We start from the raw sequence: 14,024 nt of genomic DNA, 5'->3' as shown, positions 1-14,024 counted from the left end.
ATCGCGTAAGCGGTTGCGTCGCATGGGGCGGGTAGAAAGGGGGGGTAGGCCTTGGTCTTGAAAGCTCAGCTTTTTGGAATCGTCGTTTCTCAGCGAGGATGCAGGCATCTTCAGTGTCGGGTGTTGATTCTGTGGCGCCTGCGCTCGACTCACTTTTTAAAAGGTCCGGCATGCAGCATCTACAAAAGCCCGCCATTCTACCGGGGGCTCTTGTGGTTCGGATATGGGTTTTATTCTGCGCTGCCACGAGCATAAGTCGTGCCGAGTTTAAAGCTGAATTTTTTGCGGGCCAGCTTTCCTTTGAAAGGCTTGCCATCCACGAGGAAAGTCAGACGATACCAGCCACGCTTTGCATCGAATGATGTGTTCTGGATCTGATAAACGCCTGGCGCAACCAATGGTGAGGCGCTGCCTGATCCGGCTTCGTGCGAAACCACCTCAATCGAGGTAAAGCGGTCCAGGGCATTCATGTCTGCATAGGCAGTAGGCGTGGTGAGCCAGACAATGCCAGAGCTTGTACCGCTTGCAGAGTTGGAGACTGTGCCAGCGAGGACGCTGCGGTTTTTCAGACCCATATGCAGCTTGATTGCGCTGATCTTGTCGAGTGCTTCTGACACGTTAGTGAAATCGACGTCAATCATGTCTTTAGGTTCAAGATCCCACCACTGGCTGGCCAGAAGCCGTTCAATGGTTGCTTCGTCGAAGCGATAGCGGATGACTTGAGCGGGAATGCCACCCACGATGGCATAAGGTGGTACGTCTTTTGTGACCACTGCGCCGCCGGCAATGACGGCGCCAGTACCGACAGTTACGCCCTGGCAGATCATCACTCCGGCACCAATCCAGACATCGTGGCCAATCACTGCCGGGTTGGCAGTGGGGCCCTTTACTCGCTGATGAGTCGAGTAGTCTTTAAAGTCGGTGAAGTGATTGGTGTTGTATTGGAAGGGGTGGCAGCTCAGGTAATCGGTTGGGTGGTTGATGGGGCTGATTTCGGCATTGCGTGCGATGGAGCAGAAATTACCAATAGTTACGCCCCGGCCAACATAGCCGCCGTTGCCAATGTAGGTGTACTTGCCTATCAGAGCTTTCGCGTTGACAGTGACAGCGCCATAAAGTTTCACTGGCTCCATTAAAATGGCTTCCGGAGAAATATTGGCAAGTTTCGATATCAAAGTGTTTTCCAAAATCCACGCGCTCCGTAATATTGCAATGCCATCATTTAGATGTTTAAGTGCCGCTACATGATTATCCAGGGATATTCATTGGGTGCTTCTAAGATGTTTTGGTGTGGGGTTGGCAAGCCGCGGATTTTATCGGTGTGTCCTGCGTGTGTCAAGATATGTATGAGGTAGATGGGGTGGTGCCTGGTGCAACTGTAATTGCAGTCGTTGAGCGCTGTGTTGGTGCATACAAGGTAGCGTTATATGAAGGTGTTAATCAGAGTTGTTCCATCCCGACATAGGGTTGAGCGGGGCAGTCCATTAACTTCGTTTGAGTACTATCGTGCCAAGTGGATAGAGTGGTCGCCTCTGGTGCGTCCTGATAAAGTGCTGGGTGTTTTTGGTGCGAAAAGTTCTAGCCATAGAGAGATATGGATGGTCTGGGTGGTTTTGGTTAAAAGGGGGTTGCTGTGCGGCAAGTAATATCTGTCTTGTATGAGTTGGCGGAGCAGGGAGGGGGGGTGACGCGTGTTTCGCTGGGCAGAACCGCTGCGCTGGCAGAGGCGGGAGTGAGTGCGCGGATAGCCGTACTTGACTTTGATGAGCGGCTGGACGCAACCATCGGCAACCTTGTTGAGCAGGGCCGTATTCCTGAAACACTTAAAGTTGTTAATTTTTATAAGTGGTTTGCCTGCAAGGCTCTGGAAGTTATAAGTGCAGGCGCTGCAGCGCGTAATGATTCGAATATTGAACATCTGCAAGTTAAGGTCGTCCGGCGCATTGATCATATTAATGGCGCGAATATCAGTGTTGTTCGATATATGACGGTCAAGGGCTATGTATATTTAGAGGAATTCCAGAATCATTTGACGGGTGGCGTGATGGTTTTGATTTCCATGCCCGGTAAAAGGCCGCTCAAGTTCAATTCGCTCGACTCGGCCCACGCATACTGGTTGAAGTGCCTGTCGGTCGAGTGTTTGCCCAGTTTTATCGTTGCCGATTCAATTGGTGCTGCGGATGCGGTGTGCAGCATAGAGGGCGATGATATTTACAGGGTGCTGATGATGCACAGTAATCATTTGCTTAAGCCGTACCGCGTCGGTGGTGCTATTGCACCGAAATACCACGGTGTTATCAGGGGGATTTCTAACTGTGATCGGCTGGTTCTTTTGACCCGGGGACAGCTTCACGACATGCAGCTGCAGTTTCCGTCAGGGCGATATTCAGTGATCGGCAACCTGATCACGCTTGAATCGCAGGAAGAGCCGGTTCTGCGTGAGGCTAATCTAGCTGTCATCGTGTCGCGGCTTCACGGTGTCAAGCGTATCAAGTCGATGGTCAGTGCGTTCGCCAAAGTTGTAGCGATAAACCCTGATGCGCGCCTGGAGATCTGGGGGTCGGGAGATCAGGAGGAAGAGATAAAGGCATTGATTCTCAAGCTCGGTATGCAGGACTCCATTCAGGTGATGGGGTTTGCAACCAGTGTATCCCGCATCTTCAGGCGAGCCAGTGTCAGTTTGGGCATGTCGGTTACTGAAGGCTTTGGTATCAGCTTTGCTGAGTCATTGGGGTATGGCACTCCGCTGGTCTCTACGCGAACCAACTATGGGCCACAGGAGATTGTGGCTGATGGGGAGGATGGGTTTATCGTAGATACCGAAGATGAGTTTGTTGAAAAAATCAATCTGTTGCTCAGTAATAGTGCTCTGGTTTCGTCCATGGGTAGTAAAGGCAAGCTCAGTGCGCAAAGGTTCGCGTCTCAAGCGATCGTTAAGCTTTGGCTTGATTTGTTTGATGGCTTGGCGGGCGGGCCAACCGGGCGTCAAGGTTATGCCGGGCCCGAAGGAGAAATTCTCCTGAACAGGGTGTCAAGTAAGGTCGGCTGGATTTATCTGCCAGAAGGGGTCAGTGATGAGTGTGCCGAATCCTATCGATTGGCCAGGAAGGCCTGGGTGCTGGAGGTTTCTGCTGAGCGTGAGTTTATGGGGGGGGTGGCCAAAGTGCTTCCGGGGGTGTACGAAATCGACGAAATGGCTCTCGATGAGGTTAAAGGGCGGTACCGCTTTCGCTTGATGAAGGACGGTGTTTCTTTTCGGGGTGTGATTGCAAGTCGCGCGATAAAATTCATCTTTTCTTGAGCGCGGGATCTCTCTCTTGGTTGATGGGGATCTTTTTTTTGCTTCAGGTGTTGAGCGAGTTTGATTCCATGCTTGCCTCTGACTCTGGTAACTCGCTCTCGATGAGGTGATGACCCTGTTGCAGTAGATGCCTCGCCCCTTTGGTTGTGTGGTGCATGGTTGGTGATTTAAGGGGCTGGCTTATGGCACTTGGCAGGTGCTTGTCATTGCAGTCAGTAGCGTGACTGCATTTCGTGGGTGTTGGGGTTAGTTTTTAGCTTGGGGATCGGGGTTTTTTTTGAAGGTGAAGGTCACGGTCCCTGCTGGAATGGTTTTTGGGACGCCATTGATTTTCAGTGCGAAATGATTTTTTTCCGGGTTATGCCAGGCCTTTTCAATCTTGAAATTTCCTGATCCGAAGCCTGACTCGATGATGTTCACGCTGTCAAAGTCCCGCAGGATTTCTGGCTCTGCATATGACTTTTCGATATCAAACCAAATGACGCCATTTTTGCTGGTGGACGAATTTTTGAGGGTGGTGAGCAGTGACTGGCTTATTAATTTCTTGTAAAAGGCTCGGCGGGACTCTATCTCGTTGAGCGCGGCATCAATGTCATTAAAGTCGACTCCGTTCATGTCGGTAGGGTCAAGTTCCCACCAGCGCGACTCCAGCAGGCGCGAAACCGTGTCCTCATCAAAGCGCATTCGTATTTCTTTTGCGGGGGCTCCGGCGACAATGGCGTAAGGTCGAACGTCTTTTGTAACGACGGAGCTTGAGCCAATCACTGCGCCATGACCGATCTTGACGCCTCCGCGTATTACGGATTTTGTTCCGATCCAGACATCACTACCGATTTCTGTCACATGGTCCCTCTTGCGAGGTTGTTTTACTTTGGTTATTTGATATTCGGGTTGATTGGCGAAATGGTTGTTGTTGTACTGGAATGAGTGCGATGACAACATGGTCAGTGGGTGGGCTTTAGCACCAATCTCAATGTCTCGAGCTATCGAGCAATAGTTGCCGATATGGGTGTGTTGTACGTATGAGCCTGTTCCGATGTAGGTGTACTTGCCAATTGTCGAAGTCTTGTCTACCACAACTACGCCGTATAGCCGTACGGGGGCAACGAGGGTAGCTTCTTCCGATATCCTGCAGCCGGGGCCAATTATGTTTTTGCTTTTATATCTGGAACTGTTCAAGTCTGACTCCGGATGACTTATGGTTGGAGATGCTTTGGTTTTCAACTAAGTCTTGTATGACTGTTGTTCAATGCATTCAAAAGCGGTGGATGTTATTTTATTTTCGGAAAAAATTCCAGAGTTAAGGCGGAGAAAGCGCAGGAGGTGCGTTGCCTGTTGCCTGTTCTGTGACTGGGCGGCAGTACTGTTGCCTCGTCGGGTGGCGGGTTGGAGGGCGCGCGGGGAGGCTTGTTCGTTCTGATCAGGTCTGGCGGGTTGCTTCTTGGTCGGCAAAACCATTCTGGGCAATAAGGGTGCTGATGACGGGGCGATTTCGGTTCTATTAAAGCATGTCGCGGTATTACTTCGAGAGACATGTGTCGAACTGAAAAGTTCCCGGAATCTTCATCGGTTCTCATGTAAATATTCTAATTGACTGCAATCTCAACGGCGTCCCGAATACGTTCGATTTGCATCGGTCGTGTAGAGGGGTGGTGTTATTTTATTCGTGGTCGCCACCAGAGACTTCATTGCAAAATGGAGGGGTTGCAGTCAAATTTCCATGTTTAAGGGGTACGCCTCTGCTTTTCAGAGTGTATTCTAATAATTCCTTATGCGGCATTGAGCGGAGACAATGAAAATGAAAAAAAGTTCTGGATTGAAACGAAGTCTGAACTGTTTTTTTTCGTTATTGGTCACTTGCCCGGTTGTAGTCTTTGCCGGGGAAGGCGCGGCCTGCCGGCTGCCGGCGCAGAATGCGTTGAGCGGTCAGGTCGAGCTGGACGGTTCTTGTACCTATACCCAGTCTTTGCGTCTACCTGCGAGTAATACGCATCTGAACTGCAAGGGCGCTACGCTGGACGGTGGGAATAATATCCCTATTGGTATTGTTATTGGTGGGGGTAAAAAGAAGATCGAGAATGTAACGGTTGAAAACTGCCGTATTCAGAATTTCAAAAATCGTGGCATCAGTATTACTTCCGGCTTTCGTATCAAAGACCTTTCTGCCGACCGGAATGCGAACTATGACGTGGCGCCCAGTCATATTGTGATCGACAATGTCACTGTGTTAAACAGCGGTCGTGGTGGTGTGTATTTTGACAGCTATACGACGGACTCCACGCTAAAAAACTCCACTATTCAAGACTCAGGTAACGTCGGTGTCTATCTGGAGCAGGGGACGCAGCGCCTGAATATTGTCAACAACACCATTCAGGGCAATGGTAAGGCGGGGAAGCGTGAAGGCTTGTCCGTTGACTCCTCGGCGCATAATACGATTGAGGGGAACCGGTTCATAGGGAATACGCGCGGCGGGGTACTTATGTACAAAAACTGCGGGGAAAACTTTCTGTCCGGAAAGTCTGCACTTCGTTGGCAGTCAAGTGATTTTAATACCGTCCGGAATAATACCTTTACCAATGAACGTGTCGGTGTCTGGATTGCCTCGCGTCAAGGTAAGGACTTGAGCAAGTGGGGATGCGGTGATCCAGCTGTGGATCCGAGTGGAAAGTACTACAAGGATTACGCCAATAATAATGTTGTTGAGGATAATGTGTTTTGTCATACCAAGACGGCTGTTCGCGTTGAGGGTGACAACAATAAAATCATGAGGAATCGTATTGGCGGCGCCAGTCGAGAGCCTGTGCTCGAACCTTATAAATATACAAAAAAACCGGATGGCCAGAACACGCAAGGCAACACAGTCGAAGGTAATGACACCGTTGAGTGTTCCCCTGAAGGTAAGTGACGACGGTAGAGAAACCTGCCGTTTTGATGTAAAAAGGTAGACCTTCTCGGGGGGAGGTCTCCTTTGTCGAGTGAGGGCAGGTGCTCACACGCCTGTGAACTGCTTGTGCGTATGAGAGATGCATTCCAGGTCTCGACTTTTATTAAATAATAGGTTTGTTGGTATGGACACGTTTTCGGAGATGGAAGGTAAGCATTTCAAGATCGTTGAGCGTGCAGGCTCCAGGCGTCTCATGGTTTTTTTGGCGGGTACAGATAAAACCGACGGGAAATTTGATTTTTGGCACGTTGCGAATGCCCAGTCGTCTCACTTGTTGTTCTTTAATAACGGTCGGAACGAATGGTACCAACAAGGGATCCCCGGTTTTGGTGACAGCCATGAAGGCACCGTAGAAAAGCTAAAGTCCCTTGTTCAATACTTACAAGTTGACGAGGTGTTTTTTGTGGGCGTCAGCATGGGTGGTTATGGTGCGGTTTTATATGGCGCTGCCCTGGATGCAAAAGTGCTGGCCTTTGGTTACGATACCAAGCTGAAGATTAAGGGCAGTCGCAGTCTGAAGCGAATGCCTAAAAATGTTCCCCTTGCATTTCCCGATCTGCGTCCGCTGATTGAGGCCTCGAAAGTTGAAATTTTGCAAATTGCAGGCGAGTGTGACTCTCTTGATTTGCTTTCAGCTGCGCATATTCAGGACATGAAGCAAGTTAAGACCATTACCTTGACGGGTGTTGGTCATGGTGGTGCGCCTTTTATTAAAGATCATTATGGTTTGTCTGAGTTTATTGCCCTGTGGGCCGACGATCAGCCGCTGCCGGAAATTATCGAGGCCGGTGCCTCGGTGAGTAACGGGCCTCTGGTCAGGGCGCTCTATAAAACGTTTCTGGCCTTCCAGGAAAAGGACTGGCTAAAAGTTGAGCTCGAAGCAGCCGTTGCGCTCAAGCTTGATCCAAGGCATGAATACTCAAACTATCTGCTGGGCACAAGTTTGTTGGAGGTCAAGCGGATAGAAGAGGCTCTGGCGCCATTGCTTATGTCTGTCGGCTCGGCACCGCATTACATGGGGGCGCGTTATCGTCTCGGCCGGGCATTGATGCTTAATAAGCGCCATGGGTATGCGAAAGTGCACTTTATGGCCTATCTGAAACGTAATCCAACGGCTCACACTGTGTTGATGATGCTGTCGGATATATATGCGAGAGAGGGGAATCTTCAGATGGCAAGGCAGTACTTGCTCGAAGCTCTTGAGCATGGCGGGGATGCAGAGAAAATAGAACCTCGTCTGGCCAAGCTGGCGGCCTGATTGTTACGGCATCGCCATACCTTTTCAGGGCTGTAATGGATTTCTCCAAACAAAAACGCCAAGACCTAGGGTCTTGGCGTTTTTGTTTAACGGCAGTATTTTTCCGTTTACTGAATACCTGTTACTCGGCCTAGCATCATCGTCTGCACAACAGGGCTGATGATTTTTTGCCATTCATGCACTGCCGAGTTGGTGACATAGATGGTGTCATCCGGCTTGATCACGACCTGACGAGCATAGAAGATCGCTGCCGGGTCGCGCATGTCGAGGCGCAGAACGGTAGGTTTGGCCTGTTTGCCTTCGCCCATGCGGAATATAAATACGCCTTCAGGGTTGGCGCTGCCTTCTTTCAATCCGCCGACACTGCTCAGGGCATCCAGCAAGCTGGTATTTTGCGCTGGCAGATCTTTCAGTCCTGGCTCAGCCACGGCGCCCATGGCCACGAAGCGCTGACGGGCGCGTTCGAGTATGACTTCCGAGTTCGGGCGCAGCACCATGTTGTTGCCGGCCAGAATGTCTTCGTAATTGAACTGTTGAACCTGGCTACCGGTACGCACGGTAACGTTGACCAGATGCGGTTCCATTACCGGTCCGCCCGCCTGGTTGACGGCATCGAGCAAGGTCAAAGGCCCTTGCAGGGTGCTGAAGCGCCCCGGGGACTTGACTGCGCCCGCAACCAGTACCGAGCCTGACAGGTCGCCAACCAGTTCGACGTGGGTTTGCACGTCGGTGGTCATGCCTTTGAGCTGCTTGACGATCAATGCCTCAACTTGGGTGAGGGTCAGGCCTGCCACAAAAGGCTGGCCTACATAGGGCAGTGAAATCGTGCCCTGGTCGTTGATGCGTGTTTTAAGCTGAGTGCCGCCAGTGGACAGCGGGGCAAATAGCGCCGAGCCCTCCGGTGCGTTGTCGGTGATCAGGATGCTCAGGACATCACCGGGCATCAGTCGCGCCGAGGGGGCGAGCGGTTTTGCGATGTTGGCTTGCATCGGGCGCACGGCACCACGCATATAAGGTGCGATGGTGTTGGCGTTGATCTCCACCAGATTGTAGGTCGTGTTCTCGGACTCGATGGCACCCTTGTAAGGGCCAGCGCCGGATATCACGCCACTGCAGCCCGAGAGGCCGAGGATCGCCAGGGCCACTGTTGCCAGTTTCAGGTGGAACGAGTGGGAGAGAGTAAGGGATTTAATCACGGTGATCCTCGATCGAAGCCAGGATGAAGCGAGTAATGCCGTACAGCATCAGTAGGCCGAGCAAGATAGTTGCCAGGTTATACAGACGCTCTGGGTACAGTGCCTGTTGCGGGGTGTTCGGGCTTACGACCGTCACCAGGGTGCGGATCTTTTTGCTGGCTTCAATCCGTGCATTGTCGAGCGCAGCTACTGCGGTTTTGTAGCTGGCTTCGGCGATGCCTGCATCCAGTGTCAGTTGCTGGAAGGCTGAGGCGACTACGTTCAGCTGGGAGCCGTCCGTTGACGACACCAGCAGGCGTTTTTCCTTGGCCAGTTGCTGGGCGATGGCGCTAACCCTTTGCTTCTGCTGTTTCACTTGCGGCGAATCGGCGCGAAGCTTGAACTGCATCTCGGTCAACACGGCCTGTTCTTTGGTGTGCTGGGCTTCGAGGTCGGAAATGATGGTGGCACGGCTTTGTGCAGTGTTTGCGCCATCGAGCACTTTGTTGGTGTTCTGGAAGTCGATCAGTTCGGCTTTACGATCGGCGTATTGAAGCCTTGCGGTTTCCAGCTCACTTTTGGCGAAGGTCATTTGTTCGCGGGCAATGCTGTGGCTGACTTCGTTTACGAAGTTCTCGCTGGCGGAAAGTATGGTGCGCAGCATTTGCTCCGAAAGCTCGGGGGTAAAGGCTTGCACTTCAACCCGCAACAGGCCGGTAGTTTCGTCGTAGTGGGCGGTTACCATGCGCTGGTAGTAGCTGAGCAGGTCTTCGCGCGAGGCGTCCTTGTTGAGCCAGAAGAACATGTCGCTGCGCTGGGCGGCATATTGCTCGATCCAGTGCAGGCGCTCTTCGAGCAACAACATCATGTCCATTGACCCGATGTATTCGCGCAGGTAGAGCGTCTCTTCCCTGGACGCGGGGTTGGTGCCGGTCAGCAGGGTAGCCAGGCCAGGCATGGCGGCGGCCTGGTTGCCACCGTCCTGACGAACGACGACCTGTGCACTGCTGACATAGCGATCGGCGGCGAATATGCCGTAGTAAATGGCCGCCAGTACCATTGGCAAAATCACCAGGCCGATAGCCAGGCGCCAGCGTCTGAGTTTACCCTTGCTGCTCATATGTGATGCATCCTTGAAGTCGAACGGTTCTGCTTTATAAAAGAGAGTATGAAGTCAGGCGTTGTAGGCTTTGATGCCTTCGGCTACGTCTTCGTAAACCTGGATCTCGCCATTGCGAACCAGCAGTACGATGTCGCAGATTTTTTGAACTTCATTCATGTTGTGGGTCACCAGCACGACTTTTGACTGCTGTAATTTTTCCTGGAATACGTCGGCACATTTACGTTTGAACTGTGCATCGCCGACGGACATCACTTCGTCGATCAGGTAGTAATCAAAATCGAAGGCCATGCTCAGGCCAAAGGCCACTCGAGAGCGCATTCCGGAGGAATAGGTCTTGATGGGCTCGTCGATCCAGTCGCCGATTTCGGCAAATTCCTGAACGTAGCGGATCTTGTCGCGCATGTCGTCGCCCATTGCTCCGTAGACGCGGCAGACAAACTTGATGTTTTCCCGGCCGGTCATGCTGCCTTGAAAACCGCCCGTCAAGCCTACCGGCCAGGAAATACTCCTGTCTGTAGCAACGGACCCGGAGTCAGGGATATTGGCACCGCCAAGCAGGCGCATCAGGGTCGATTTGCCTGCACCGTTGCGTCCGATAAGGCCGATATTCTTGCCTGGCGGAATCGACAACGAGAGGTTGCGGAACACATACCGACGTCCCTTCGGAGTCAAGTAGGATTTGGTAACGTTTCTAAGTTCGAACACGTTGGCCTGTACTCATCCGTTCTTCGTGGAAACCAGGTGCAAGCGGCGTGCGCGATAGCTACCCATGGCAATAAACAGCAGCACTATCGTGATGCAGATCACGTAACCTTCCGACACGCCATCCACAGGGGTGTAGTGCGGCAAGACCTCAGCGCGGATCAGCTCGACAATGTGCAGGAAAGGGTTTAGCAGCAACACCGGCATCATCGCTTGTGGCAGGTAAGCAGCAGGTACCAGTACGCCGGAAATGAAATACAGCGGGAAAAAGGCCATGCGAATGACCACCTTCAGGCTGGGCAGGGCATGGGTGATCAATGCCAGTACCATGCCCAAGCTAAACGCAAACAACAGGCCCACGGCCAGTGTCGTCACCCACATCAGCGGGTTGGCCACCGACATGTCGAAGCCGTACCACGCGAAAGCAAATACCAGAATCGCGTACACCGTGGCACTGATGCAGGTTTCCACCAGTACCCGGGCGACATAGGTGTCCAGAGGCTTGATTTGCTTGTAGCCAAACAGCGAGCGGTTTTCCCGCAGGCTGTCCATCAGGCGCAAGGCGGTGTTGCGGTAGAGCAGGAAGGGAGCCATCGCGACCAGGACAAATACCGGGTACTCAACGTCAGCGACGGTACGTCCACGAATGACCGCGAATAAAATACTGAAGATAAGCAGGTGGCATATGGGCTCGATGAGAGTCCATACGGCGCCCATGCGGCGCACGCCAAAACGTGCCCGGGCTTCGCGCAGCACCAGGGCGAAGATCACCGATTTTTGAATCTGGAGCGAGGATCGAGGCTTCAATATGTTTACCGCAATGCAGAGCCGCGCAAATGAATGCGCCGGGGAATTCATTTTCAGGAAATGCAGAACCCCGCGCGGTAAAGCCGGGATTCGAGAGTCTTCCATGTTCTGGGGGCAGGGAGATTAATCGTTTCGTAGTATGAGCGTCAATAAAGAAGCGCCTTTGTATACAGGACAGCTCCTAAAATTATTGTGAATCGCATATTAAAGCGGCGGGTGATTTCTCGAGACACAAGAAATTATAAAGAGTTCAGCGCAATATCCAAAAACCACTGCCGGGGCTGGATTCGAGTTGTTTTTTTCTTGAATTTATTGGGTGTCATTGCCCGTTTTGAGAAAAACAGGTTTGCGCTGAGGCTTTGCTGTGTAGCGAAAGACAGTTCGGCTGCCGGCATGACTGCGGTCGCAGTTTTCACGGGTGCCCGTCTGTCAGTGAAGTTCCACGTTCTTATTGAGGTGGATCCGCCAGGCATTTATCAGGGCGCCAAGGAGGGTGACGGTGACGACAGTGCAAATAACGGTGATCCAGATCATTTTTGGATTCCTTTTGCTGTACTACCCGTATAACCCTCGAAAGTTACAAACTTGCGACGGCCCCTGCGCCTTGCTCCTTACTGAGGATAGACCGTCTGCGCGGGTATTTTTGCGTTTGGGGAAATGACAGCCCGCAACTGCTGTCTGCGGTACATGGAACCGTGTTGTGTTGGTCCCCCAGCAATCGATCTCAGTCGGGCCACTACGTTGCTTGAAGGCTGATGCCCGGGGTGTGGCCATGATCCATCCGTCGAAATCTCGGCCTGAACAATTGACCGGATTCGCTCTACACAGTTAACTGTATATACATACAGTCAACTAAAGGGCGCGTGTCATGGGCTTCACTGTTTTGGGTCCTCTTGCTGAAGGTGGCATTCGCCTGCCGATGTGCTCGTTCAAGATTCCTGCCGGGTTTCCGTCACCGGCGACGGATCATATGGATAAGCAAATCTCGCTGGATGAAGTGCTTAACGTGCGGGCTCCGCATGTTTATCTGGTGACGATCGATGGCGACAGCATGCAGGGCGTCGGGATTTTTGCCGGGGATGTGGCAGTGGTTGACCGCTCCATCGAGCCTGCCCACGGGCATGTGGTGGTCGCGCTGCTCAATAATGATCCGGTCTGCAAGCGTCTGTGCCTGCGGGGCAAGAGGGTCATTCTGGGTTCAGAGAACCCCAGATACCCGGATCGCTATGTGATGGAAGGCGATGACCTTTCGATCTGGGGCGTGATCACCTATAGCGTGCGCAACCATGGCCATTAAGTGCGATCCGGTGTTCGCCCTGATCGATTGCAACAGCTTTTATGCCAGTTGCGAGCGGGTGTTTCGCCCGGATCTGGCGAAAGTGCCGATTGTGGTGCTGAGCAATAACGATGGCTGCGTCATCGCCCGCAGTTATGACGCCAAACCCCACATCAAGATGGGTGAGCCGTACTTTCAGATCAAGCACCGGCTGGAGCAGCTGGGTATCGTGGCATTTTCGTCGAACTATGCGCTGTATGGCGACATGAGCGAGCGGGTGATGAGCCTGATCGAGGCGCAGGTGCCGGCGGTGGAGGTCTATAGCATCGATGAGTGTTTTGCCGATTTGACCGGTATTGCCGATGCCAGCGCCATGGGTTGCCAGTTGCGCAGCCGTGTCCTGCAGTGCACGGGGATCCCGGTCGGGGTCGGGATTGCGCACACCAAAACCCTGGCCAAGCTGGCCAATCACACGGCCAAACGCTTACAGGAGCAAACCGGCGGGGTGGTCAATCTGTGTGGTGAGCATCAGCGGCACTGGGTATTGCGTAATACGGCGGTGAGCGAGGTGTGGGGAGTAGGGCGGCGGATGACGGCTCATCTGCAGGGGATGGGGATTCGCACGGCCATGGACCTGGCCAGCGCTGAGCCGTGGATGTTGCGCAAGAGGTTCAGTGTGGTAATCGAGAAAACCGCCCGGGAGCTGTCGGGCACGCCGTGCCTGGAGCTGGACGAACCTGATCCTCCCAGGCAGGAAATCTGCTGCAGTCGCATGTTTGGCAAGCGTCTGACCAGCGTGGCGCCAATTAAAGAGGCGGTGGCCACTTATATGATGCGGGCTTCAGAAAAGCTCCGCGCGCAGAACTCCTATTGCACCAAGGTGCGGGTAAGTATTCGCACGGGCATGTTCAACCCTGACGAAGCCAAGTATGCCAAGGGGGTGGTAGTGACATTGCCATACCCGACCGATGATGTACGGCTGCTGACCAAGGCCGCGGTTGATGCTGTGGATAGCGTGTTTCAGCCGGGTTTCAGGTACAGCAAGGCTGAAGTGATGTTGCTGGACCTGCGCCAGCCGGGAGAGTTCTCCGATGATTTGTTTGCGCTTAATCAGCCGGCGGAGGCGACCCGGGTGATGTCGGTGCTGGATGCGATTAATCAGCGTTGGGGCAGGGGCACGCTACGGGCTGCCAGCGTGCCGGTGAATCCAGCCTGGGGCATGCGCCGGGAGTTGATGAGTCAGGGCTACACCACCCGACTGGATCAGCTGTGGCGGGTGTCGTAGGTGCGGCTCCCCGCTATCTGTGGGAGCTGGCTCGCCAGCGATGCAGACAACTCGGCATACCTGCCGGACCGCGGTGCAGCCATCGCGGGCAAGCCCGACTCCTACAAAGGGTGGAATGGTGTGGTTCCCCGGTACCTGTGGGAGCTGGCTTGC

General features: G+C 53.0%; 12 protein-coding genes. 6 read left to right on the top strand and 6 right to left on the bottom strand.

Annotation, left to right across the window (positions count from 1 at the left end):
- Window positions 1–230 precede the first annotated feature (230 nt).
- Window positions 231–1,187, bottom strand: coding sequence for a CatB-related O-acetyltransferase (locus tag B195_RS23190; RefSeq protein WP_100917169.1), 957 nt, complete (start codon window positions 1,185–1,187; stop codon window positions 231–233).
- Between the two features lie 497 nt (window positions 1,188–1,684).
- On the opposite strand from B195_RS23190, the gene B195_RS12865 reads away from it, so the two are divergent.
- A complete protein-coding gene (locus tag B195_RS12865; protein ID WP_148666178.1) occupies window positions 1,685–3,301 on the top strand; it encodes a glycosyltransferase in 1,617 nt (538 codons plus the stop codon).
- Window positions 3,302–3,547: 246 nt separating this feature from the next.
- Here the strand turns inward: B195_RS12865 and B195_RS12860 are convergent, their stop codons facing one another.
- Entirely contained in the window at window positions 3,548–4,480 is a 933-nt protein-coding gene (locus tag B195_RS12860; RefSeq protein WP_158525125.1) for a CatB-related O-acetyltransferase, read from the bottom strand.
- A 613-nt stretch (window positions 4,481–5,093) separates the two neighbouring features.
- Here B195_RS12860 and B195_RS12855 point away from each other — a divergent pair.
- Both B195_RS12855 and B195_RS12850 read left to right on the top strand, forming a co-directional pair.
- Window positions 5,094–6,206 (top strand): right-handed parallel beta-helix repeat-containing protein, encoded by a 1,113-nt coding sequence (locus tag B195_RS12855; RefSeq protein WP_003446012.1) that lies wholly within the window; start codon window positions 5,094–5,096, stop codon window positions 6,204–6,206.
- A 163-nt stretch (window positions 6,207–6,369) separates the two neighbouring features.
- On the top strand, window positions 6,370–7,503 hold the full coding sequence (locus B195_RS12850) for an alpha/beta fold hydrolase (protein WP_003446011.1): 1,134 nt from the start codon (window positions 6,370–6,372) through the stop codon (window positions 7,501–7,503).
- Between the two features lie 107 nt (window positions 7,504–7,610).
- On the opposite strand, the gene B195_RS12845 is transcribed toward B195_RS12850, so the two are convergent.
- The 4 genes from B195_RS12845 to B195_RS12830 all read right to left on the bottom strand — a co-directional run bounded on the left by B195_RS12845 (window position 7,611) and on the right by B195_RS12830 (window position 11,310).
- Window positions 7,611–8,699 (bottom strand): polysaccharide biosynthesis/export family protein, encoded by a 1,089-nt coding sequence (locus B195_RS12845; RefSeq protein ID WP_037001841.1) that lies wholly within the window; start codon window positions 8,697–8,699, stop codon window positions 7,611–7,613.
- Window positions 8,692–9,798, bottom strand: a complete 1,107-nt coding sequence (locus tag B195_RS12840; RefSeq protein WP_003446009.1) for an LPS biosynthesis protein — start codon at window positions 9,796–9,798, stop codon at window positions 8,692–8,694. Before B195_RS12840 ends, B195_RS12845 begins: the two co-directional genes overlap by 8 nt.
- Window positions 9,799–9,852: 54 nt before the next feature.
- Complete coding sequence (locus B195_RS12835) at window positions 9,853–10,449, bottom strand: ABC transporter ATP-binding protein (RefSeq protein ID WP_238143930.1); 597 nt, start codon at window positions 10,447–10,449, stop codon at window positions 9,853–9,855.
- 69 nt (window positions 10,450–10,518) lie between these two features.
- Window positions 10,519–11,310, bottom strand: coding sequence for an ABC transporter permease (locus B195_RS12830; protein WP_100917183.1), 792 nt, complete (start codon window positions 11,308–11,310; stop codon window positions 10,519–10,521).
- 192 nt (window positions 11,311–11,502) lie between these two features.
- Between B195_RS12830 and B195_RS22875 the strand changes: the two genes are divergently transcribed.
- The 3 genes from B195_RS22875 to umuC all read left to right on the top strand — a co-directional run bounded on the left by B195_RS22875 (window position 11,503) and on the right by umuC (window position 13,871).
- A complete protein-coding gene (locus B195_RS22875; RefSeq protein WP_148666177.1) occupies window positions 11,503–11,877 on the top strand; it encodes a hypothetical protein in 375 nt (124 codons plus the stop codon).
- A gap of 301 nt (window positions 11,878–12,178) precedes the next feature.
- Window positions 12,179–12,607, top strand: coding sequence for a LexA family transcriptional regulator (locus B195_RS12825; RefSeq protein WP_003446004.1), 429 nt, complete (start codon window positions 12,179–12,181; stop codon window positions 12,605–12,607).
- Window positions 12,597–13,871: a translesion error-prone DNA polymerase V subunit UmuC gene (gene umuC, locus B195_RS12820; protein ID WP_003446002.1), complete on the top strand. Its 1,275-nt coding sequence runs from the start codon at window positions 12,597–12,599 to the stop codon at window positions 13,869–13,871. Before B195_RS12825 ends, umuC begins: the two co-directional genes overlap by 11 nt.
- Window positions 13,872–14,024 lie beyond the last annotated feature (153 nt).

The sequence above is a fragment of the Pseudomonas sp. Lz4W genome, assembly GCF_000346225.2.
Classification (GTDB): domain Bacteria; phylum Pseudomonadota; class Gammaproteobacteria; order Pseudomonadales; family Pseudomonadaceae; genus Aquipseudomonas; species Aquipseudomonas paraversuta.
Note: the sequence above shows the minus strand (reverse complement) of the source record. Positions and strands in the feature narration are given on the sequence as shown.